This window comes from Mesorhizobium sp. M1078 (assembly GCF_040318615.1).
Lineage (GTDB): Bacteria > Pseudomonadota > Alphaproteobacteria > Rhizobiales > Rhizobiaceae > Mesorhizobium.
This window is the reverse complement of sequence record NZ_JAMYMP010000013.1, coordinates 26,361-49,131: the sequence shown is the minus strand read 5'-3', so window position 1 is coordinate 49,131 and position 22,771 is coordinate 26,361. Positions and strand designations below refer to the sequence as shown.

Here is a 22,771-nt window from a genome sequence, read left to right as displayed (position 1 = left end):
CCTGGTGTTTGGTGTCTGGCGTTATGAACCGTCACATCCCAAAAATTTTACATGCCGTAGTCCCAAATCGCCGCGCATCGAGCTGCGCCATCGGTCTGCATAGCTCACCATCTACACAGGCTTGGCCGCGAGGTCCTGGATGATGGTGTCGATCGCAATGCCCTCGTTGCGATAATATGTGCTTTTGGTAGGCGCGTTGGGCTCGGTGAGCCAGCCTCCGCTGTGATGCAGCGCAATCAGGTTCCAGTCGGTGTCGAAGACCGGCGAGCCCGACGAACCCGGCAGTGTGTCGGTCAGATACTGGACGCGGCCGCCGCCGACGAAGGCCACGACATTGGCGACGAACGAAATCTGTTTCTGCGCACCGCCGGGATGCTGGATGATATTGACGTGATCGCCGACCTTCACGGCCATGGGCTTCATGTCCAGCTCGCCCCACTTGGAAGCATCGCCCTTGATGCGGACGGCTGACCAATCATTGTCGTTGGAGGTACGAAGAGGCACGGCGGTGTCGATGTCGAACTGGTCGAGCGGCGCGTCGAGCCCGGCAACGGTGCGCTGATAGTTGAACTGGACCACCGTGCCCGCCAATGAAGCGTCGTCAGGCAAGACATGGTTGTTGGTGATCAGTATCCCGCCGGTGGTCATGAAGCCGGTGCCGGAGCTGCCATCCGCACGCTTGATGCGCACCACCGATCTTGCCCTGACAAGGCCGAGTTCGAGATAGCTGATCGGCACCAGCGTGCTCTTGTCGCCAAGGATTTTTTCGAGCTGGGCCGGCGCCGTCGCGCCGCTCCAATTGGCGGTCGCGGGGCCTTCGACCGGCGGCGGCGGGGCGTGCTGCTTTGCCTGCAGCAGTGCTTGGTCGCCGGGATTCTCATCGAGTGCAAAGGCGACGAGGTCGTCGGCCCTGGTCTCCTGCTTTGCGCGCTGGACAATCGCAAACCAGTTGTTGATCGCCTTGTTGTCAAAGGCGATCTGGGCAGTCGAAAGACCGACACCTTTGGCAACACGCACGCCGTCGCCGATCATCGGGTAGAGGTTGGCAAGGATGCGGTTGAGACTGTTCAGTTCGGATTGCGTCCATTCGGTCATGGGATTCCCTCCGACCCTAAGCCTTCTTCTTCCGCTTGCGTGATCCCGCCCGCATCGCAATTTCGGTGCCGCGAACCGTTTCGTACTGGTCGGCATCGATCAACGACTGGTCGAAGCTGACGCCGGTCATTTCGGAGATTTCGGTCAGCGGGTACATGGCGCCGATGAACTCGTCGGAGACGGCAAACTCCAGCTCCGTGTCTGACAGATCCTGTTCGAGCACGAAGCCATAACTGGCGATGCCGTCACTGACGCGGGCGACCACCACCTTCCAGAAGCGGCGCGGCACTAGCGCGCGAAGACTGGTGCCTTTGGGACCCTTGCCGGCAAAGGTCCGGTCGTCTTTGGCGAGGACCGGCCCGGCGAAGACGCAAAGCCGCTCGCTCGCCGCCTCCGACAGGACGTGGTTCTCAAGATCGCCCCAGTTCTTCTCGCCGCTGTCGGAGCGGTTGTAGCCTTCGACCTGGGGCGAGCAGTTGGTGACATGGAAGGAGCAGACATTGCCCCTGAGCAGCAGCTCGAAGGTGCTGCCCCAGGCCACGTCATCGCGCCTGACGATATGACCCTTGTCGAAGGCGCCCTGATCCTGGGTGTAGAAGACGTCGGGGATCTGGTACTTGTCGTCGAGCCGCAGATCCGGGAACCAGCGCTCGCTGAACAGGCCGCCGCGCGAATAGTTGCGGCCCTTTTCCGGCTCGCGCAGATTGCTCTCCTCGGTGACGTTGGAGGCGGTGAACAGCGCCAGCCGCCGCTTGGCGTGCATCTTGAGCGAAAAATTCTGGTAGTCGAGTTGCGTGCCGCCGGCCTTGAGCGGCGCCAGCACGGAGAGGTCGGTGGCCTCAGGCATGGGCACAACGACCGGCGCGAGTTTGGTGCCGCCAGAGAGAAATTTCTCATCGTAGCCCTTATAGCCGGCATAGTCCGCGACCGTTTTGGGAACGAATGCGCCGCCTGGAGGGGTCGGCTTGGCCGCTTCGAGCTCGACCGATTCCGTGACCGCTTCATGGGCAGGCGTTGCGCCGAGCGAGACGGTGATGCGCAACGGCACTTCGAAGGTGACGCTGCCGCCCGGCGAAACGACGACGCCTCCGGATGGAGGCGTCTGGGTGGCGACGCCCGGGATCTGCTGGACGCCGCCGACTTCAACCAGGTTTACGCCCTCGGCCGGCGACCCGCTGTCCGCCTTGTTCCACCATGCGCCCCAATCGTTTGGGCCGCCGCTGGCGGCGCCGGCGAAATTGAGGCCGAGGTCGACGACACGCTGGTCCTTGGCGAGCGCGCCGGTGGGCACGGCGTAGTTGCGCTCGAGATAGCGGCCGGCGAAATGCAGCGCCACGACCTCGCCGGTGGCGAGGTTGATCATGGCGGTGCCGGAGTTGCCGCCAGTGGTCGAGCAATCATGTGTCGCCGCGCTGACGATCTTGCCGAAACTCTCCGTATCGAAGCCGCCCCGCAGCATGCCCGGTTGCAGGCGCTTGACCTGGAAACGATTGCGCATGAGCTCGTTCTGGACATCGACCGCGTTGCGATTGTCGAACGCGGGATAGCCGATGGCGACGACTTCCTGGCGCAGCATATCGCGCGCGTCGGCGACCGCGAGCGACAGCGGCGTGATGTTGTCGGGCAGGCCTTCGACTTCGAGGATCGCCATGTCCCAATAGGGATGGATCATCCGGACATTGCGGATCTTGAAGACGTTTCCCGCCGCCGAATCGCGCTTGAAGTCGATGCCGGCGGCGCGGCCGTTGATGAATTGCAGATTGCGGTCGCCAAGGCCGTCCGCAAATATCTGCGCCACATGACGGTTGGTCATCAGCAGGTTGCGGCCGACGACGAAGCCCGTGCCGCCGTAAGGGATATTGGTGTTCCACAACAGTTCGATACGCCCGATCGCCGGCAGGGCGGCTTCGATGCGCTGCTTCAATGCGGCCTCGCTGGTAAGCTTCGTCCACAGGGAATGGCCAGGTGTCGGAGCGCCGTCGAAAGTCAGCGTCGTAAAGGTGCCATCCTTGATGTCATAGACCGGCCGCAACTCCGGGATGATTATGGCTTCCAGATCGGAAAGCTGCTCGGGCGCGACTTCGGCGCCCCGCGCGAGGCTCTCCATGCCAGCGCGCGCCGATTCAAACGCCGCCTCCGTCTTGCCGGCTTCCGCAGGCGCAAGGGATTCCAGAGCGCCGCCTGCCATCTTCTCCATGTTGCCGAGGACCGATTCAGTCCCCTCGCCCCCGGTGACGAGATCGAGATATTGACGGATTCGCTGCTCTCTGCTGACCGGCATAGTCGCCCCCAAAGGTCCTGTCGAAGTAAAAGAACTGTATTGCCAGATTTTAGACCGGCGCAATTCTGACCGGCAGGCAAAGAAACAAATCAATTTGCGTCGAAGATGACCGGAGCGCAACGTCGGCATGTCTCTTTGCCGGCAGTCGCTCGCGCGATGTATGACGTTCGCATTATTTCAGCGATGCCGTATGTGATCTCCGTCACAGACGCTCACGCTGTTTGCGCCCACCTATCGCAACGGGTGGAAGGGCCATTGCGGCCGCTCGGTTTTACAGAAATTTTATCACCTATCCATTTTTATCAGTTGGCGCCTGCACGCGCGGCTCCTCTCGCCGCGGTTGCAGGCGGCTTTCCGCCCGGCACGAGCCAGGCACTGGGCGCGACCACGGCGCCAAGCCTTTACAAGGCGTAATCGCAAGGGATGAACGCCGGCCTTTGACGCGGTGCACTCTTGCCTTAGACTTCGGGCCTTAAACTTCGCCGATTGCGGCAATTGGGAATTTGGAACATGGCTTTTGGCGGCCCTAACGACAGAAACGATCTGCCGCGCCTGGCACGCATCGATCCAAAGCTGTTCGATATCCTGTTCAGCGGCTGCAAGGTCGAGCGCTACGCCGCCGGCCAGCATCTGTTCGTCCAGGAAGATGCCGCCGACCGGATCTACGGGGTGATGAGCGGCACGGTGGAAATCTCGATCTATTCGCCCGGCGGACAGAAGCTGGTGGCCAATATCGAGCTGTCGCGCAGTCTGGTGGGCGAGATCGGCGCCCTGGACGGCCGGCCACGCACCGCCACCGCCATCTGCCTGACCGCTTGCGAGCTGGTTTCGCTCAGCAGGATACAACTCTTTGATCGCATTGAGAGAAATCCACCGCTGGCACGCGCGATGATCGAACTTCTGTGCGCCCGGCTGCGCTGGGTCAGCGGCGAACTCGGCGATCAGGCCTTCTTCGGCATCCAGGCGAGGCTCGCCAAACGCCTGGTCTTCCTGGCCAAGGTGATGGCCGACAGCGCCGGCTGGATCCCGATCTCGCAATCGGAACTCGGAGAGTTCCTCGGCGCCACGCGCGAGTCCGTCAACAAGACGCTCAACGACTGGCGCAACCGCTCGTTCATTGCCATCAAACGCGGCGGCCTGCGCATCACCGACACCAGGGCACTGCGCCACATCGCCGAGTCGCAGGACGACGACTGACGCCGAATCAGAGCCGCGAAATCAGGTAGCGCAGCGCCGAGCGGCTGGGCATGAAGAAATATCCACCCCCCTTGGTGGTGACGAATTGCGGCATGTCACGGAGCGTCGTGACCTTTTCCCATGACGGAATGGTGAACCTGCCATCGCCGCCGCGCGAACCAATCGTCGGGTCCTTTTCAGCGACGAGGCCCTGGAACGTGGCCGACGAAACCCAGGTCTGCTGAATGAATTCGTACTGGCGCTCTATGTCGGCGTTGAGGCACATGAACAGCAGCCCCTTTTCGACCTTGCCATTCTTACCGTCCTGCTTCTCATAGGTGCGGCCGACCCGCAGGATACGATGGCGCTTGCCGATATTGATCTGCGTATCGCGGTCCTCACCCAGCGAGTCGCGTGGGTTGGAACGGCGAATGTGGGCACCAAGCGGGCAGCGATGGCCTTGCGGATCCTCGGCGCCAGCGGCGAAGTTGTTGTCGATGACGCGTCCCGGATGATCCGGGTTGCGCACCAGCGAGCTACCGTTCTGCCAGCGGCCGAGCATCTTGGCGGCAATCCAGTCTTGCGTGATGGCTTGGTTGCCGAGTTGGCTCGCGACCAAGGCTGCAGCCTTTTTGCAGTAGTTGTTGAAGACGTCGACGTGCTGCTCGAACTGGCGAATAACCAGGAATGAACCGTTGCGCCCGAAATCGCGCGGCGGTGGCGGCAGGCCCGGAATCAGCCGGCTACGGCGCACCTGCGAAAGGATTCCAGTCCGATCGCGTGATGCGCTTACCGAGGGCGAGGCTGGATAGAACCCATGCTCATCACGATAGCCGAACAGGAACTCGCCGGGCGCGACCAGATGCATTGATGCAGCACCCCTGCTGGCGCGGGTCGTGCCCCGGACAATCGGCTGCGAAATCCCGTCCGCGAAACCGAAATGCTCGTAGGCTGGCCCACGTTCCGACCGATCGTCACGCTTTGCCCCGTCGGACGATTTCGTCTTCGTGTCGGTCGGACCCCGGTTTACGGCGAGCGGCAGTTCGGCGACGACCTTCATGCCTGCACCGGTCGTCTTTCGTCTCACGGTGGCAATCTCGGTCTTCAACCGTCCCGGGTCTTCAGCATAGCAGACGATGACCAGGTCCACAGGGTTCTCCAACGACCCCCACTCCCATTCGTCCGGGCCGTCGCGGCCTCGGTCGTCCAGTATGCGCCCACGCTCGGGATTGCCCATGCCATGGCGAAAGGCGATCGGAAATGTTTCCAGTGGATCGCCCTCCACACCCTCGTCGAGCCCAAACTGCCGCAGGCCACCGGGACCAAAGGCGACTATCATAGCTCGCCCGGCGGGCCTGCCTTCGCCGAAACTCGTCTGCTCGACAACGAAATCGAGCCAGGCTCTGCGCTTGGGCGCCGGCAACTTGTCCGGCACCCGGATCGCAAGCATATGCGAATAAGCGAGCGGGCCGAGCGGGCCGAAGAAGATGGACTGGATCTCGCCGGTTTCCAGCTGCTGTTCGAGAGGCGCCGGAAAGGCAGAGCTGATATTGGCCAGCAGCGAAGTGGTCTTTTGAACGGTGGTCGTTTCGCTCGCCGGGCGCCGTAGCGAACCGAACAAGCTCAGCCAGTCGCGCGCCTCGTTGCCGACGGCGGAAGCAATGCCGCGCCTGACCCGGGAATTGATCCGGATGCGCTCTGTGTTGATTTGGGGATAGGCGGAGTACCAGAACAGGGTCGGCACCTGCTGGCGCCGCGCCCACCGCTTGAAACGATCGCCGTCGCGGGCGCCGTCCAGGAACAGCCATCGTGTGCGTGGATAGCCCACGGTGTTGCTCCACACGCCGGTCAGGCCAGCGGACGCCTTGGCGATGAAGTCCTCAAGATAGCTTTCCCAGCTGCCGCCGTAGTTGGAGAAGAACATCAATCGGTTGGAGCCGGGCAGCAGTATCCAGCGGGCGAAATGGATGGTGTTGATGGTGTTGAGGAAGCCTGGCTTGAATACCTTCTGGGCAGCTATCGAGATCAGGTAGAAAGAAAACCTGAGCGCCAGCCGCCGCAGAATGCCGGCCTTCATCGTCGAAATCGCAGTCAGATGGTTTTGTGCCGCGTGGCCCTCCTTGACGAGTATCGCGTTCAATTCAGATATGCCGATCGATGTGCTTTCCGGCCGATCCCTGTCCTCGCGGCGTCGCAGCGCCAGCAAGCACGAAAACGCCAGCAGCGCCGCTGCCACCGACACTCCAAGTCCCGACAACAGAAGTGAGGTGATTGCTACGGCTATGGCGGTGAAGGAGATTTCCTGGGAACTGATGTCGATAGATCTGCCGAACACCACACTGTAGGTCATGTACCAGCAAGCAGCCCAGATGATCGCCACCGTGACGAAGACCGGTGGTACCAGCAACGTCGTCATCAGGGCACGGCCCCAATGACCCGGCGGCTTTTCCAGCAGGCTCTCGGCCGGCTCGAACGCCCAGGCAAACGTCCCTAGTGACTGGACATGCTGGCGAACTTCAGCGAGCACGGCAGGAGCGTTGCCGGCGCCTTTGCGTGGCCGCTCGACGATGTCGCGCACGGCTTCGAAAAGCTGCTGCTCGGCCTTGATACGCTGGACCGAGTGCCCCGGCGTGCCCGAAAACACCAGTCCGGCATTGCTGCCGAAGGACGGCGATATGTCGACATTGTGCTTGCGCAGGAAATCGTTCAATGCGCCGCCATCGCGCAGATCGCAGACATCCTTGAAGATCGGCCGCAGCCGGTGCCCGATGGCGTGCGTGACCGCATCGATGACATCGTCGATGCTGCCGTCACCGGAAATCTCGAGAACCAGAGCTCCTTTTTCCTGACCGGAATCAGCGCCGATCTCGCCGGTGCCGACCACGGTCAGGCTGGTGAAGTGGACGGTGCCGGCAATGTCGAGCGCGGTGCGGATATCTTCGACGGCCGGGTTGCCGAGGCTGGCAACCTTGTCGCGGACAGCATCCAGCGACGCGGATCGGGTGACCGGGCAGACCACCGTCACCATGGACTGCGTTACGGTGCGGCAGAGTTCTGCCCGTTCGAAATCGACCTTGAGGGTTTCGGGATAGGCGCCGATGCGGGTCATCCGCCCGGCCTTGCCGGGCATGCGGCGCACGCCCTGCTTCTGGAACAGGGCGCGCAGGCTTTCGCCGATCTGGATCCTGGCGATCTCGGCGCCGATGCACTGATGAATGCCGTGGCCGAACACCATGTAGTCGCGATGCGGGCGCGATGTGTCGAACTGGTCCGGGTTCTGCACGGCGTCCGCATCGAACATCGCCGACAGCGTCGCCGGCATCACCACCGTGCCGGCTTTCACCAGGCGCTCGCGGCGCGTGCCCTTGCCGATGATCGCGTCGCGGGCCGTGTAGCGCCACGGGCCGACCCAGATCGGCTTGAAGCGCATGGCTTCAAGGACGGCCCTGTCGAGCTTGGCGGTATCGTTTTCGGCCAATGCGGCATCGATAGCCTGCCGTGCGTCGGGCCGCGACAGGATCACGTCGAGGCAATTGCCGGCGGCCAGCACATTGGTCGGGACGAAGCCGGCGATCATGCCCAGCATGATCGAATTGAGGTCATCCCGCGACAGGCGGCCCTGATCCATCTGGACAACCAGCCTCGCCAGCGGTTGCTCGGCCTTCAAGCCCCGGTCCCTAGCCGACTGGATGGAGCGATCGATGACTTTGAGAAGACGGTCGCCCGCCACCACTGCGAGTTCGCGCATGACGGGGCTCGCCGTCGGGTCCGAAAAGAACAGCGCACTCAGCGCGATCGCCCAGTCGGCGAATTCGGATTCATCGTCCATCTCGACGCCGAAATAATCGCGGCAGATGTGCACCGGGACGATCTTCATCAACCTGGAGATCGCATCGAAGCCGGGGCTGGCGCGCGTCATGATCTCTTGCGAATGACGCGCCGCGATCGGCCTGACGGCGGCTTCGACCTCGGCCGGCGGGAATGCACTCAGCACCGACGATTTCATGCGCCGGTAGTCGGCGCCGTCCTGCATGCCGAGGATGAAGTTCGATCCGCGGGCAAGCTCGGTCATTTCCGGGCCGTACGGGGTCTGGAATTCGTCGCCGCGCTCCAATATGTCGCGGACATCGGCGTTCTTGGTGACCACCAGAACACCGAAGAGCTTGCCGGTCGGGCGGATACGCCGCAACAGGGAAAGCGCCCAGCGGGGGTCTTCGGCCAGAGACCCGACGATGCGCGCAATCAGCCCTGTCTTGCGGATCCGGCCGAGATCGAAGGGCGGCATTTCCGACAGCGGGCGCTGGTTTTTCTGGGCCACGCGAATAGCGTCGAAATACTTCAGTTCGGTCATGCGCGTTCAAGCCCCCCGGCTATCCACGTCATTGCGATGCCGGCCGTTCAACGCCTAGGTTTGCATCGGTTGCACGTATGTGAATCTTTTCACAGTTGGTCCATGTTCCAGCCAGCATTGACGCCATGTTCATTTGGCCAGTCGGAAATTGGCGACGAGGATCTCGTTCGCGGCCTTGTCGGTGAACGGTATCCAGCGCACACGCTGTTCTGAAAAATCGGGATGCCGGGTGGTGAAAATGGTCATCTCGCGCCGCGCCTGTTCCGGCCGGCCGCTTCGCATCAGCGCGCCGATCTTCAGGAACCTGGAATAGAAATAGCCGGGAGACAGGTTGAGCGAGCGGTCAGCGGCAGCGATCGCCGCCGGCCAGTTCTCGACCAAACAATAGGCCGCCGTCAGTTCCCCCAGATTGTGGAAGCGGTAGAGGTCGAACGGGCTCAATCGCTCGGTATCGAGAAAGAACGGTATCGCGGTCGCGGCATTGCCGAGCAGCAGCTGGGCGCTGCCCATGGCCGAGCGCGCGAAGGCAAAGCTCGGATTGATGTGGATCGCTTCCTCGAGATGGTCGACGGCCGACCGCGGTTCGCCGCGCATGATGTCGACGGCGCCGAGATGGGCGTGCGGGCGCGCATCCAGGCTGTCCACCAGCAACGCCTTGCGGGCAAACTGCTCGACCTTGTTCAAATCGTCGCTGTCGCCGAAACGCAGCCATGCCCGCCAGAAATACCACCACGCCAGTTCGTTGAGCACGGCGCTCGAATTGGCGTCTTCGCGGTAGGCCTTCTGGAAGAACTCGAGTGCGGTTTCGGTGTCGCCGCGGGTGCGCCGGTTCATGTGCCAGCGGCCCCGTCGCACCAGTTGCCAGGTCTCCAGGCTTTCCCAGGGAACCTGGAAGGTGCGTGCCTGTTCCGCCCGGTCGACCTCCTTGTCGAGGATCGAAACGATCTCAGCGCCGATCTGGTCGCGCAGGTTGAAGATGTCGACCAGATCGCGATCGAAGCGCTGCGACCACACCAGCCGCCCGTTGGATGCGTCGGCCAGCGAGGTGTTGAGGCGGATCTGGCCACCATTGCGCATCAGCGTGCCGCTGACGATGTAGCGCGCGCCGAGCGCGTTGCCGATCACCCGGGTGCCCAGCGTGTCGTCGCGGAACTGGAAGCTGGAGCCCTTGGCGATGACCGAGAGCCATCTGGTGTTGGATAGACCATAGATGATGTCCTCGGCGATGCCGTCGGCCATGTAGCCGATGTCATGCTCGCCGCCATCGGCGTGGAAGGGCAGGACGGCGATCGCCGGCGGCCCCTTGGACGACAGCTTCTGCTGCGCATTGGCCTGGGGAATGGCCGCGAACGACGCCGCCGGCGAGGATCCGTTGCCGCTGCGGCCGGCGATCAGAACGCGCACCGGCAAGGCGATGTTCTTCAGCATGAATTCGCCGAGATCGGTGAATTCGGCCGCCGTCTTGTCCTTCACATGGTGCCAGGTCGTCTCCGAAACGGCGAGACCGTCGCCCGGCGCGAATTCCTGGATTCTCGCGGCGATGTTGACGTCGTCGCCGTAGAGGCGGCCACCACGCACGATGACGTCGCCGGTGTTGATGCCGGCGCGAAACGGCATGCGCATATCGTCGGCAACCTCGGCGTTGAGGGCGACGATGCGGCCCTGGAAATCAAAGGCCGCGCGCAACGCCTCGATCGGATTGCCGAACTCGGCCATGATGCTGTCGCCGGCGTCGCCGAACGTGCGGCCGCCAAATGTGCCACAGCTGTCGGCGATGATGTCGCGCCGTTCCTCGAATGCCGCGACAGCAGACTCGTCGTCGATGCCCATCAGCCGGGAGAACCCGACGGCATCGATAGAAATGATTGTCGCCAGCTGACGGGTGTAGTTCCGTACAGCCATGTTCGAGCCCCCGCTCCCTTTCTGGTTCTGGTCCAGCACAGGCGACGACCCGTTCCTGAAACACTTCGCCGCGCGCTGAGAGATGAAGATTCCGGCGGGGTTGGCGCGCCATGCCACCCCGCCAGGACCAGAAGTCTAGCAGGGTCTTGGGCAAAGCTCTACCACCATCGGGTTGTCCAGCGCGGGCCGTGGCAGCACTCATGGTTGGCCGGCGTTGGCGCAAATATTGGCGTGCCGTCGCTCTGAGCGCGGCGATCCAGGGCTTCACGGAAGCTGCGCGATGTCAGCTCTCGGAACAAACTGTGCTGCCTGCGAGTTTCCGGTGCGGTTCATACCAACGTGAAATGAGGGTAATCATGCGAAATCTTGTTCTGGCGACCGGTGTCGTCGTTCTTCTGGCTGGCTCGACGGCCTTTGCCGCGGATGACAGCCCACTGCCGCCGACGAATGCCCAGAAACTGTCGGCAATCATCGCCAAGGTCGAGCAGCGCGACGGCTTTCGCTATGTGAAGGAGGTCGACTGGGACAAGGACGGGTACACCGTCACCTATTACACCGCCGACAAGGCGAAAGTCGAAATCACCTTCGATCCCGTGACCGCCGAACCGAAATAGCGCCGATACCGCACCGCTTCGGCAATTCCGTCCGCCGCGTTTTCGCCTAGAATGGTGGCAGTTGTCGGACAACGGGGCGACCATGCTTTCTTCCAATCGAATTGCCAACTCGCTTGCGCTTGTCGTCGCACTGGCTGGCGCGGCGGTCTGCCTTGGTCCAGCGCGTGCCGACGGGCCGTCCTTCGATTGCCGGAAAGCCAGCCTGCCGGTGGAAAAGGCGATCTGTGCCGACCCGCAACTGTCGGCAATTGATGCCTTGGTGGCCGAGGCCTTTACGGGTTTCGAGCCAGCCTTTGGCGGCGACAAGCGCAAGATCGCCCGTGCGCTCATCGCCGACAGGAACGCCTGTGGGCAGGATGCTGCCTGCATCGTCAGCGCCCAGAACAACGCGCTGCAGACCTACGGCAATGCGCCGTCCTGGGTGCAGGACTACAACATCGCCCTGATCGGCAAGAAGGCGCTCGACACCGCGGCCCGCCATCCGGGCAGCCCCGACCATCGCCTGCCCTCGTCGATCGGCCAATGCGCCTTGACCCACATCACCGCGCTGACGACGCGGCTCGGCGACGACCCGCTGGAAACCGCCGGCCCTGAAGCCGGCAGCCTGGCGCGGTTCAGCAATGGCGGCGCCGGGGTTTCCTACGAGCGGGAGCCTGGCCTTGCCAGTTCGAAAGCCGGCGATCCTGTCGTCATGTGCCTGATATCGATCCCGAGGGATTGTCCGCAGGGCGACGAGCGCGGGCGGGTCTATTACGGCGTCGACCTCACGATAAAAGGCACATGGGTTTTGCCGGATTCGCAACATCTATGCGGCGGCGCCTGAAGATTTGCCGCAAAGCACTGCTGGATGCACTCTTGCGCCGATCCGCCTTTGATGGCTGAGTGCGCGTAACAGTTGCAGGGCACGGGGGTGCATGGCCATGGTTAAGCATGTTTTGAAGCGCATCCTGATGATGCTTGCCGGCTATTTCGTTTCGGTGCTGCTCGGATTGTTCGCGGTCGTGGCGATATATTGCGCACTCGCCGTATTGCCCAACGCGCCGGACTATTTCGGCGCCATGCAATTTTCGCCCATTGTCGTGCTGCTGTGGCCGCCGCTCGGCATGGTCGTCTATTTCCTGACGATCGTGCTGACCGGCCTGCAGACGCTGATGTTCGCGCTGCTCGCCGAATTCTTTGCCCTGCGCAATTTCCTGGTGCACATGCTGTTTGGCGCCGCTGCCGCTGCAGCCGGCTTCTTCCTGGTCTGGCCGGCCGCGGAAGAGGATGCCGGACGCTGGGCCGATATCGGCATCATCGCCGCCGCCGGCCTCGTAGCCGGCCTGGTCTATTGGCTGATCGCGGGCCGCGACGCCGGCTTCCGGCGTCCGCTCATCCAGCGCTGATCGCAGGAACGGGCGACCGTCCATCGGCCAAAAATCTAATAAAACCAGATAGACAAAGTGAGTTCCTCGTTTCGTTGAACGAGGAACTCCGCTGGTTCAGCTCGTCGGCGAACGCACCGCTTCGATCGCGTCCAGCGCCTGCATCAGCCGCGTGTCGCGGTCGTAGACGTCGTTGAAATATTCGACTTTGCCGGACAGGTCCGGCCAGGCAGTGAAGTAGGAGACATAGACGGGAATCGTGCGTGTCACGTCTTCGCTGGCATGGCCGTGCTTGAGCTTTTCGGCGATGTCGTCGACCGAGACGCCGAGCACCGCCGCCGCCATCCCACGTGGATCCTGAAGGCGAATACAGCCATGGCTGAGCGCCCGCATATCGCGCTGGAAGAAGGATTTTTGCGGCGTGTCGTGCATGTAGATGGCGTGCTTGTTGGGGAACAGGATCTTCAGTTCGCCCAGCGCATTGGCTTCGCTCGGCTGCTGGCGCACGCTGTAGGGAATGTTGGCGCCGTAGGCGCCCCAATTGACCGAGGAAGAGGGAACCCGCCTGCCGCGCGAATCGGTCACCTCGTAGCCGGCACGGTCGAGATAGCCCGGATCGCCACGCAGCCTTGGCAGCATCTCGTTGACGATGATCGACTGCGGCACGCCCCAATAGGGATGGAAATCGACCTGCTTGATCTCCTTGAAGAAGAAGGCGGTCTGGTTGGTGGTCCGGCCTATGACGACGCGGGTCTTCAGCTTCTCCTCGCCATTGTCGATATAGCTGGCGGTGAAGGCGGGCTGGTTGATGAACACCCGCGGGCTGCCGAGATCGGACGGCAGCCAGCGCAATTCTTCCAGCGCGACCTGCACCTTCTGCAGCCTGTCTGCCTTGGATGCGCCGGCGAGCGAGGCGACGGTGCGCGGGCCGATGACCCCATCGCCCTTCATGCCGGCCTTCACCTGCACGGCCTTGATGATCGGAACCAGTTCGGGAACATAGACATCGCTGGTGCCGAGACGAGACAGGATCTCGCCATAGGCGCCGCCCATCTCGTCGTCGAGATTGCGCGCGATCAGCGTCAGCAGCTTCGGCAGTTCGGCGCTGGTCTCGCCGGGCTTCAGCAACAGCTTGGGATCGACGACGATTTCGTTTTCGGCGCTCGCCTGCAGCGATTCAAGTTCGACGCGCAGCGCCTGATATTCCGCGTTCTGCGGGTGCCGCGATTCGAGGTAGGTGCGCACTTCCTGGGTGTGGGCCAGCGTCTTGAGCGCGCCTTCCATGTCGACCGGCTTCGGCGGAAATTCATAGTAGCCGGTGATGCGATTGGGATCGACGCGCCCGCTCTGGGCGTCACGGGCATAGCGCAGCACGCGCGCCGACAGCGCCATCTCGAAGCGCACGAGTTCCTTCAGATGGGCATCGGCATCGACCGCCGATGCGTTGGCTGCCGGCACCTCGACCGTGTAGTCGGCCGATGCGAGGCCATAGCTCGCGGCCTCGCCAAGCACCCTCACCGCGTCCTGGGCGCGGGCATTGGGATTGCCATCATTCACCCAGATGAAATCAGGATTGGCAGAGTAATAGGCAATCAGTGCCTTGGCGATATCGGGCTCGGCATAGAGTTCATAGTCGCTGAGGCCTGCAACGGCTTCACGGAAGGCAGTGCTGGTTGCCGACGGCACAAAGGCGGCGTCTTCAGCTGTTGCCACCTGGGGAGGTGCTGCCACCAATGCGGCAAAGTCGACGCGCACCAGCCGGTCGGCCTTGTAGGTGTAGTAGGACGGGCTGCTGATTCTGGTGCCGCCACCGCCCGATACGGCGGGCTTCGGCTTGCGCTTTGGCGGCGGCGGGAATTCGCCTTGCGGCCTGTGCTTGACGCCACCGCCGAACAGCATGTCGAACAGGCCTTGCGCGCTTGCCTGCGGCACACCGAAGGCCAGTGCTGCCGCCACTGCAAGCGGCATCACGGTGGCTTTATTTCCGAGGAATTTCATTAATCACCCGCTCCGGCTGCAAGCCGGCTCCCGTTCCGCGCCGCTAGACGATCTTGCCAACCGCATGGCGGATGTAAGGCGCTACCATACCGATTCATACCGATTTCGTTAAGCTTCCATAAATTTCCGCAGGCCTGTTGCAGAACGGTTTCACAACATCGTGACGTCTGGCGCGGCGTTGCCGCTCCAGACCGGTCAAAGCGGCTGCTGCTTCAGGCGTTGGCGCCACCGTCGATGGTGAGCGCGGCGCCGGTGACGAAGCGCCCTTCCGGACCGGCGAGCCAGGCAACCATGCCGGCGATCTCGTCAGCCTTGCCGAAGCGGGGCGTCGCCATCTTCCGCCGCTGGTGTTCGGCATGCGGGCCTTGGGCCGGGTTCATGTCGGTGTCGGTCGAACCGGGATGAACGACGTTGGCGGTGATGCCGCGCGGACCGAGGTCTCGCGCCAGCGCCTTGGTCAGGCCGACCAGCGCAGCCTTGCTGGTCGAATAGGCGCTGAGGCTGGTGTCGGTGACGCGCTCGGCCAGATTGCTGCCGATCGAAATGATGCGGCCGCCCTAGCCCATGTGAGCCGCTGCCGCCTTCGAGGCCACGAACGGCGCTCTCAGATTGACCTCAATGGTCTCGTCAAAGTCGGCCAGCGACATCTGTTCGATGGGCGCCGCGCGCCAGATGCCGGCGCTGTTGACCAGGATGTCGAGCCGGCCGAAGGCATTCACCGCCTCGGTGACCGAGCCTTCGATGGCGGCGGCGTCGCGATTGTCGGCTTGGATGGCGATCGCGCGACCACCTGCCGCTATAATCTCGGCGACGACAGCTTGGGCCGGCGCCGAGCTGTTGACGTAGGTGATGGCAACGTCGGCGCCCTCGGCCGCAAGCCGTTTTGCTATCGCAGCACCTATGCCGCGGCTGCCGCCGGTGACCAGTGCTGCCTTGCCGTTCAATCCGTTCGCTGACATGTCATTTCTCCGTTATGTAACGATCGATACATAAATATCTGGCAACCTTGCCTGGCGACGTCAAGTGAATTATGTATCGATCAACACAGAAAAGATCGTCATGCCGGAAAGAGGCCGTCCCCGCACCTTCGATCGAACCGCCGCCTTGCGGCAGGCGATGGAGCTGTTCTGGGCCAAAGGCTATGAGGGCACCTCGATCGCCGACCTGACCGCGGCGATGGGGATCAGCTCGCCCAGCCTCTATGCCGCCTTCGGCAGCAAGGAGGCGCTGTTTCTGGAAGCGACCGAGTATTACACCCGCAACGAAGGCACCGAGATCTGGAGCGCGCTGGACGAAGCGCCGACGGCATGCCAGGCGATCGAGAATTTCCTGCGCCAGACGGCAAAAGCGTACTCTCAGGACGACCGCCCGCAGGGCTGTCTCATCGCGCTGGGCGCACTGCACCAGGATTCAAGCAGCGGCGCGATCTGCGATGATTTGCGCCGCCGCCGCGCCGAAAACCACACCCTCTTGCTGAGACGGCTGGAACGCGGTGTGGCGGAAGGCGAATTGCCGGCGGGCTTCGACAGCAACGCGGCGGCGACCTTCTATGCGACGGTCCAGCACGGCATGTCGATCCAGGCCCGCGACGGCGCCTCGTGCGAAGCGCTGATGGCCACAGTGGCCGGAGCGATGGCGGCGTGGCAGGGGCTGGTCGGAACAGCGTGACAAAGCGCGGAGCTTGTGCTGGGAATCCAGTCGGCGGCGAAATGCGCCGGGAGGGATCATCCGTGAAAAAAGGGTATCGCGAGTTGCTCGACGAGGCCAATGCCGAGATCGAGGTGGTCTCGCCCGAGGAAGCGGCCGGGCTGCTCGACGACGAGGACACCATCTTCGTCGACCTGCGCGATCCACGCGAGATCGAGCGGGACGGCCAGATCCCCGGCGCCAAACATGTCACTCGCGGCATGCTGGAATTCTGGATCGATCCCGAAAGCCCTTACCACAAGCCGTTCTTTGCCTCGGGCAAAAGCTTCGTCTTCTTTTGCGCCGGCGGCTGGCGCTCGGCGCTGGCCACCAAGACGGCGGAGGATATGGGGCTGTCGCCGGTCAAGCACATCCTTGGCGGCTATACCGCCTGGAAGGCGGCCGGATTGCCCGTCGAGCCGGGCGGCAAGAAGAACGGTTAGCTCACCGCTCCGGCGTTGTCGGAGTCGACAATACACCCATTGGAATCAATGCAGTATCAGCTCGCGCTCGTTTTTGACAAAAGTCACAGCGCGTTCGACAACACCTTTGTCGGCGAGAATGCGACGGTGGCCGAGCCCATCGGCCCAGTGCAGCCGCACATGGCTGCCGGCGCCGGCATAACGTGTGGCATGATCGGCGGGGACTTCGCGGTCGTCCGGCGCGTGGATGACCAGCGTCGGCACCGGCGCCTCAGCCAACTGGCGGTCGCCGGTGAATTCATGCAGCGGCCGGCCCGACAGCCTTTTCACCTGATCGGCCATGGAAACCTGCGAACGCGGACCGACATTGAGCATGCGGCTGAAGTCGGCGAAGATCGCCGGCAGGGAACTTGGCGCGGCGACCAGCACCAGCCGCTCGGCCGCGACGGGCTGGATACCCTTGATCGAACCGGCAATGGCATTGGCGGCGACGGCGCCACCGAAGGAATGGCCGACGATCGCCTTGAACGGACCGAACCATTCGCCGGCGACCCTGACCGCCTCGACCGCATTGACCATATTGAGATGACGGCCCAGCGACTGGCCATGGCCCGGCAGGTCGAGCGAGGCGACCCGGTAGCCCGCATCGCGAAAGCCTTCGATCAGCGCCCGCATATATTCCGTGCGCGAACGCCAGCCATGGACCACCAGCACCGTGCCGGCGGACGCCCTGCCCGGCTCGGGCCGGAATTCGTGCACCATGACGCAGCCGGCCTTGGTCGTCAGCCGATGATGGCGCGCCTCGGCCATGAAGCCGGCGGCGCGGTCGACCGCACGCCGCTCGCCGTCGCTGAGCGCCTTCACGCTCGGCGTGCGGCAGAACAGTTCGAAGGCCGCGCGCCCGCTCAGACGCGGCGCCACAAGCTCGGCCGCGCCGAACACGCCCCGGATGACCTTCAGTCCAAATGATGCCATAGTGGCGATCCATCCATTCCGTTCAAGCATGAACATAATAGTTCAAACATGAACATTAAACAAGAGCTGCCCTGGGACAACCCGCGCTTTCGCAACTGGGTCGCGGTGGCGCGCGCCTGCCATGTGCTGGAGCGTGCGCTGGCGGTAAAGCTGGCGCCGCTGGATCTCAAGCCGGCGCAGCTCGACGTGCTGATGAACCTCTATCGCCATCCCGGCATGTCGCAGCACGATCTCGCCCGCAAACTGCTGGTCGGCCGCTCCAACATCACCATGCTGTTGCCGCAGATCGAGGCGCGCGGCCTGCTGCGCCGCGAGGGCGACGAGAAGGACAAGCGCGTGCTGCGGCTGACGCTTACCGAGGCCGGCACGGAGCTTTTGATGAAGGCGCTGAAGGTGCATATGGCGCTGATCGAAAAGGCGATGAGCCAGTCGACAGCGGAACAGTGCGATATGATCGGCGAACAGATGCGCAAGATCTATGACGTGCTGAAGGATACCTGAGCCGTTCGATCCACGCGCCTCCCACCTCACCACATCGTCTTCTTCGCCCGCTCCGGCCATTCCTTGTCGTAAGTACCGGCATTGATGTTCTTGCGGCTGGTGACTTCCAGGATTGTTCCGGGTGTCGGCAGCGATTTCGGGTCGACGTGCTTTGCCGGGTTCCACAGCTCCGAGCGAACGATGGCGCGGGCGCACTGGAAATAGACCGAATCGACATCGACCACGGTGACCGAGCGCGCCGGCTTGCCTTCGACGGCGAAGGAGGCGCAAAGCGCGGCGTCGGTGGTGATGCGGGCGCGGCCGTTGACGCGCAGCGTCGTGCCCGAACCCGGCACAAGAAACAGCAGCCCGACGCGAGGATTGCGGATGATGTTCTTAAGCGAATCGGCGCGGTTGTTGCCGCGTCGGTCTGGCATCATCAGCGTTCTCGGGTCATGCATGCGCACAAAGCCGGCGAGATCGCCGCGCGGCGAGCAGTCCAGCCCTTCCGGCCCGCTCGTCGCCAGAGCGACAAAAGGCGAGGCTTCGATGAAGGCGGCATATTCGGGAATGACGTGGTCGAGTTCCTTGACCGTCGACGCTTCGCCGGGCAAGCCGTAGAGCGCTTCAAGTTGTTCAACCGATGTGATCTCAGACATTTCCCGTCTCCGAACCTTTGCCAGCGTTACCCCCAGTCAATGACGTTTTGCCGACAGTGCCGAACTAGCGGTCGCGGCTCAGTCCCTTCTCCTGGAGCTCGGCGAGATAGGCATTCCAGCGCGCGTCCTTTTCGTGGCCAAGCGTGTGCAGGTAATTCCAGGTGAAGATGCCGGTGTCGTGAAAATCGTCGAAGGTGATGCGCACGGCGTAGTTGCCGACCGGCTCGATCTTGAGGATGGCCACGTTGCGCTTGCCGGGAACCGTCACCCGCTGGTCCGGCGAATGGCCCTGCACCTCGGCCGAGGGTGAAGCGACGCGCAGCAGTTCGGCCGGCAGTTCGAACGGCCGATGATCGGGAAAGGTGACGGACAGCAGTTTTCTGTCCTTCGAGACCCTGAGTTCCTTCGGCGCCGTCATTGTTCTGCATCCCGTCAATCCGCCCTTCCCTACGCTGCTTCGCGCGCGCGGAAAAGGCCATTTGGACCCGGCCGACACCGGATGTCGGCCAGGGAATGTCACCAAAGATCGAGAGCGGCTATCTTGAATGGCGGGTTGGATCGTATCACATAGCCGTATATAACGGCGCCACTCGCAGCCACGGGAATGCTTGAACGCATGGACATGATCGATCCCTTCGGTCGCACGATCAGCTACTTGCGCGTGTCGGTCACCGACCGCTGCGATTTCCGCTGCACCTATTGCATGGCCGAGGACATGGCGTTCCTGCCCAAGAAGGACCTGCTGTCGCTCGAGGAACTCGACCGGCTCTGCACCGTCTTCATCGAAAAGGGCGTGCGCAAACTGCGCCTCACCGGCGGCGAGCCGCTGGTGCGCAAGAACATCATGCATCTGGTGCGCCAGCTGTCGCGGCACCTGAAGAGCGGCGCGCTGGAAGAGTTGACGCTGACCACCAATGGCTCGCAGCTGTCGCGCTTTGCCGCCGAGCTTGCCGATTGCGGTGTCGAGCGCATCAATGTCTCGCTGGATACGCTCGATGCCGACAAGTTCCACGCCATCACCCGATGGGGCCATCTCGGCAAGGTCATGCAAGGCATCGATGCCGCGCAGGCGGCGGGGCTGAAGGTGAAGCTCAACGCCGTTGCGCTGAAGGACTTCAACGACGTCGAGCTGCCGGAGATGATGCGCTGGGCGCATGGCCGCGGCATGGACTTGACCGTCATCGAGACCATGCCGATGGGCGAGATCGACGCCGACCGCACCGACCAGTATCTGCCGCTGTCGCTGCTGCGCGCTTCGCTCGAGCGCCAGTTCACGCTGAGCGACATCCCCTACAAGACCGGCGGTCCGGCCCGCTACGTCCATGTCGCAGAGACCGGCGGCAGGCTGGGCTTCATCACGCCGATGACGCATAATTTCTGCGAAAGCTGCAACCGCGTGCGGCTGACCTGCACCGGCACGCTCTATATGTGCCTGGGTCAGGAGGATGCCGCCGACCTGCGCGCGCCGTTGCGTGCGTCCGAAGGCAACGAACTGGTCGCTGCTGCCATCGACGAAGCGATCGGCCGCAAGCCGAAGGGCCATGATTTCATCATCGACCGCCGCACCAGCCGCCCGTCGGTGTCGAGACATATGAGCGTCACCGGCGGCTGATTTTCTCCGCGATTGGTGCAGAATGCTTCCGTTGGAAGCGAGGGGGATTTCCATGCAGCGTGTTTGCCAAACCGGGCTGTCAGCGCTGGTCGTGGCCCTATCATTGGCGACCACAGTGGCGCTCGCAAAGCCGTTCACCTACATCAATGCGCGCTATGGCACGGTGTGCACGTTCCCGAGCCAGATTTTCAGCAAGCCGATGCCTGAGTCCCTCAATGGCGACGGTCGAAAATGGCTTAGCCCCGATGGTGCGAGCTTGTACTGTTACGGCGGATACAAGCTGACGGAAGATACGCCCGACAGTCTGGTTGAAAAGGAAAAAGCCGACCCTGACTCTGGGGAAAAGGTCACTTACAGCAAAACCGGTAAGAACTGGGCAGTGGTCTCAGGCACCAAAGGCGACAAGATCTTCTATACCCGAATCGTCTTCGAAAAAGAGGATGCAATCCATACAGTCTGGATCGAATATCCCGCCTCGCTCAAGGCCAAGTACGACCCACTGGTCGGCGCTATCGGCGACAGCCTGCATGGGGCTGAGCAACACTGGGAATAAATCGCTCTCGACGCTGCAAACCCGATTTACCGCCATCGCGTTCCGCCCTAAATTTCGGCCTATAGCGGCTCGTCGCTCGGTTTGAGGGAATACGACATGCGCACATTCTTACTTTCTCTTGCAATGCTTGGGTTTGCCGCCGCGCCGGCCGCAGCACAGTCCATCGGTGGCAGCTACACCGTCGCGGGCACCAATTTCGACGGCTCGAAATATGGCGGCGAAGCCACCATCACGCTGACCAGCGAGACCACCTGTACCATCCATTGGGAGACGGGCGGATCATCGTCGGACGGCATCTGCATGCGCAACGACGATGCCTTTTCCGCCGGCTATGTCATGGGCAAGGAAATCGGTCTCGTCGTCTACAAGGTAGAAGATGACGGCTCGCTGCACGGCCTGTGGACCATCGCCGGCAAGAACGGCAGCGGCACCGAGGTGCTGACGCCGAAATGAGCCTGCTGGTCGGCTGACCAGCCTCTTAGCGATGTTGTGGGCCACGGGTGAAAATCCGTGGCCTATTTCTTTGACGTTGCTGTCTTGCCGCCGGCTGCTACAGGCTTGGGCGGTTCACCGTTTCGCCGAAACGTCGAACCGCTTTATTCTTTGTTTTCACGCAATTCCGGACGGAAAACCGTTTCACACTTTTCCTGGAATTGCTCTTGCAAAACCGGTAACGCCCTTGCCTCTTTCCCCAAACATTCGCGGCGCGCTGTGCATGATGGTGGCCATGATCGGCTTCACCCTCAACGACGCCATCACCAAGTTCTCGTCGGAATCGATGAACATGGCGCAGGTGATGCTGGTGCGCGGCGCCTTTGCGTCGCTGCTCGTCGGCCTGCTCGCCTGGCAGCAAGGCGCGCTCGCGCGACCGAGGTCGATGCTGCAGCCGCTGGTAGCGCTTCGCGTGGTCGCCGAGGCCGGCGCCACCGTCGCCTTCCTTGTGGCATTAGCGCATCTGCCGATCGCCAATGTCTCGGCGGTGCTGCAGGCGCTGCCGCTGGCGGTGACGATGGGGGCGGCACTCGTATTCAGCGAAGCGGTCGGCTGGCGGCGCTGGCTGGCGATCGCGGTCGGCTTTGGCGGCGTGCTGATCATCGTGCGGCCAGGCTTCGAAGGCTTCAGCATCTATTCGCTGTACGCACTCGTCAGCGTCGCCTGTTGCGCAGTTCGTGACCTCGCCACCAAGCGCATCCCGAGGGCTATCCCGACCTTGCTGGTGTCGACGGCAACGGCAATCGCCATGACCATCGTTGGCGCCGTGCTGCTGTCGCCGATGGGCGGCTGGACGCCGATGTCCGGCAAAGGCACGGCACTTTTGGCATTGGCGGCGGTGCTGGTGCTGATCGGCTACCAGTTCATCATCATGGCAATGCGGGCCGGCGACATCTCCTTCATTGCGCCATTCCGCTACACCGCCCTCTTTTGGTCGATGCTGCTTGGCCTCATCATCTTCGGCGATGTCCCCGACCTGCCGATGATCTTCGGCTCCGCCATCATCATCGGCTCCGGCCTCTACGCGCTCTATCGCGAGCGGGTCGTTGGCCGGCAGAAACCCGCAGCCGAAAGCGCTGGACCCGACATGGCGCCGGACGGCATATAGCTT

The 22,771-nt window shown here is 62.8% G+C and carries 19 protein-coding genes and 1 pseudogene; 11 read left to right on the top strand and 9 right to left on the bottom strand.

From position 1 onward, the window contains the following. Window positions 1-111 precede the first annotated feature (111 nt). Together NKH38_RS18190 and NKH38_RS18185 are read right to left on the bottom strand one after the other, a co-directional pair. Window positions 112-1,095: a trypsin-like peptidase domain-containing protein gene (locus NKH38_RS18190; protein WP_023726582.1), complete on the bottom strand. Its 984-nt coding sequence runs from the start codon at window positions 1,093-1,095 to the stop codon at window positions 112-114. 16 nt (window positions 1,096-1,111) lie between these two features. Beyond that, window positions 1,112-3,376 (bottom strand): DNA/RNA non-specific endonuclease, encoded by a 2,265-nt coding sequence (locus NKH38_RS18185; RefSeq protein WP_352762123.1) that lies wholly within the window; start codon window positions 3,374-3,376, stop codon window positions 1,112-1,114. Between the two features lie 510 nt (window positions 3,377-3,886). Here NKH38_RS18185 and NKH38_RS18180 point away from each other — a divergent pair. Next, entirely contained in the window at window positions 3,887-4,573 is a 687-nt protein-coding gene (locus NKH38_RS18180) for a Crp/Fnr family transcriptional regulator (protein ID WP_352762124.1), read from the top strand. 7 nt (window positions 4,574-4,580) lie between these two features. On the opposite strand, the gene NKH38_RS18175 is transcribed toward NKH38_RS18180, so the two are convergent. Together NKH38_RS18175 and NKH38_RS18170 are read right to left on the bottom strand one after the other, a co-directional pair. After that, window positions 4,581-8,903, bottom strand: coding sequence for a cytochrome P450 (locus tag NKH38_RS18175; RefSeq protein WP_352762125.1), 4,323 nt, complete (start codon window positions 8,901-8,903; stop codon window positions 4,581-4,583). Between the two features lie 129 nt (window positions 8,904-9,032). Beyond that, window positions 9,033-10,805 carry an adenylate/guanylate cyclase domain-containing protein gene (locus NKH38_RS18170; RefSeq protein ID WP_023730571.1) on the bottom strand — a complete coding sequence of 591 codons (1,773 nt, stop codon included), beginning with the start codon at window positions 10,803-10,805 and terminating at the stop codon, window positions 9,033-9,035. 356 nt (window positions 10,806-11,161) lie between these two features. Here NKH38_RS18170 and NKH38_RS18165 point away from each other — a divergent pair, with 356 nt between their 5' ends. The 3 genes from NKH38_RS18165 (at window position 11,162) to NKH38_RS18155 (ending at window position 12,804) form a co-directional block, all read left to right on the top strand. After that, a complete protein-coding gene (locus NKH38_RS18165; RefSeq protein ID WP_023668990.1) occupies window positions 11,162-11,419 on the top strand; it encodes a PepSY domain-containing protein in 258 nt (85 codons plus the stop codon). Between the two features lie 82 nt (window positions 11,420-11,501). Then, window positions 11,502-12,242: a lysozyme inhibitor LprI family protein gene (locus NKH38_RS18160; RefSeq protein WP_352638291.1), complete on the top strand. Its 741-nt coding sequence runs from the start codon at window positions 11,502-11,504 to the stop codon at window positions 12,240-12,242. A 91-nt stretch (window positions 12,243-12,333) separates the two neighbouring features. After that, window positions 12,334-12,804 (top strand): hypothetical protein, encoded by a 471-nt coding sequence (locus NKH38_RS18155; RefSeq protein WP_352762126.1) that lies wholly within the window; start codon window positions 12,334-12,336, stop codon window positions 12,802-12,804. Window positions 12,805-12,900: 96 nt separating this feature from the next. Here the strand turns inward: NKH38_RS18155 and NKH38_RS18150 are convergent, their stop codons facing one another. Further along, the gene (locus tag NKH38_RS18150) at window positions 12,901-14,781 is read right to left on the bottom strand and encodes a L,D-transpeptidase family protein (RefSeq protein ID WP_352762127.1); all 1,881 of its coding nucleotides are present in this window, start codon (window positions 14,779-14,781) and stop codon (window positions 12,901-12,903) included. 212 nt (window positions 14,782-14,993) lie between these two features. After that, window positions 14,994-15,740, bottom strand: a pseudogene (locus NKH38_RS18145) (SDR family oxidoreductase). A gap of 100 nt (window positions 15,741-15,840) precedes the next feature. On the opposite strand from NKH38_RS18145, the gene NKH38_RS18140 reads away from it, so the two are divergent. Both NKH38_RS18140 and NKH38_RS18135 read left to right on the top strand, forming a co-directional pair. After that, a complete protein-coding gene (locus NKH38_RS18140) occupies window positions 15,841-16,449 on the top strand; it encodes a TetR/AcrR family transcriptional regulator (RefSeq protein ID WP_023710494.1) in 609 nt (202 codons plus the stop codon). Between the two features lie 62 nt (window positions 16,450-16,511). Next, the gene (locus NKH38_RS18135) at window positions 16,512-16,910 is read left to right on the top strand and encodes a rhodanese-like domain-containing protein (RefSeq protein WP_352638297.1); all 399 of its coding nucleotides are present in this window, start codon (window positions 16,512-16,514) and stop codon (window positions 16,908-16,910) included. A 45-nt stretch (window positions 16,911-16,955) separates the two neighbouring features. Here the strand turns inward: NKH38_RS18135 and NKH38_RS18130 are convergent, their stop codons facing one another. After that, window positions 16,956-17,864: an alpha/beta hydrolase gene (locus NKH38_RS18130; RefSeq protein WP_023710493.1), complete on the bottom strand. Its 909-nt coding sequence runs from the start codon at window positions 17,862-17,864 to the stop codon at window positions 16,956-16,958. A gap of 48 nt (window positions 17,865-17,912) precedes the next feature. Between NKH38_RS18130 and NKH38_RS18125 the strand changes: the two genes are divergently transcribed. After that, the gene (locus NKH38_RS18125; protein ID WP_352638299.1) at window positions 17,913-18,365 is read left to right on the top strand and encodes a MarR family winged helix-turn-helix transcriptional regulator; all 453 of its coding nucleotides are present in this window, start codon (window positions 17,913-17,915) and stop codon (window positions 18,363-18,365) included. Between the two features lie 26 nt (window positions 18,366-18,391). Here the strand turns inward: NKH38_RS18125 and NKH38_RS18120 are convergent, their stop codons facing one another. Both NKH38_RS18120 and NKH38_RS18115 read right to left on the bottom strand, forming a co-directional pair. After that, window positions 18,392-19,003 (bottom strand): pyridoxamine 5'-phosphate oxidase family protein, encoded by a 612-nt coding sequence (locus NKH38_RS18120; protein WP_352762128.1) that lies wholly within the window; start codon window positions 19,001-19,003, stop codon window positions 18,392-18,394. 64 nt (window positions 19,004-19,067) lie between these two features. Further along, entirely contained in the window at window positions 19,068-19,421 is a 354-nt protein-coding gene (locus NKH38_RS18115) for a gamma-butyrobetaine hydroxylase family protein (protein WP_023668999.1), read from the bottom strand. A 198-nt stretch (window positions 19,422-19,619) separates the two neighbouring features. Between NKH38_RS18115 and moaA the strand changes: the two genes are divergently transcribed. The 4 genes from moaA to NKH38_RS18095 all read left to right on the top strand — a co-directional run bounded on the left by moaA (window position 19,620) and on the right by NKH38_RS18095 (window position 22,768). Beyond that, window positions 19,620-20,615, top strand: coding sequence for a GTP 3',8-cyclase MoaA (moaA, locus tag NKH38_RS18110; protein WP_031193366.1), 996 nt, complete (start codon window positions 19,620-19,622; stop codon window positions 20,613-20,615). A gap of 52 nt (window positions 20,616-20,667) precedes the next feature. After that, the gene (locus NKH38_RS18105; RefSeq protein WP_352762129.1) at window positions 20,668-21,168 is read left to right on the top strand and encodes a hypothetical protein; all 501 of its coding nucleotides are present in this window, start codon (window positions 20,668-20,670) and stop codon (window positions 21,166-21,168) included. Between the two features lie 96 nt (window positions 21,169-21,264). Continuing rightward, window positions 21,265-21,621 carry a hypothetical protein gene (locus NKH38_RS18100; RefSeq protein WP_023669002.1) on the top strand — a complete coding sequence of 119 codons (357 nt, stop codon included), beginning with the start codon at window positions 21,265-21,267 and terminating at the stop codon, window positions 21,619-21,621. Window positions 21,622-21,847: 226 nt separating this feature from the next. Beyond that, a complete protein-coding gene (locus NKH38_RS18095) occupies window positions 21,848-22,768 on the top strand; it encodes a DMT family transporter (RefSeq protein WP_352444278.1) in 921 nt (306 codons plus the stop codon). Window positions 22,769-22,771: the final 3 nt, after the last annotated feature.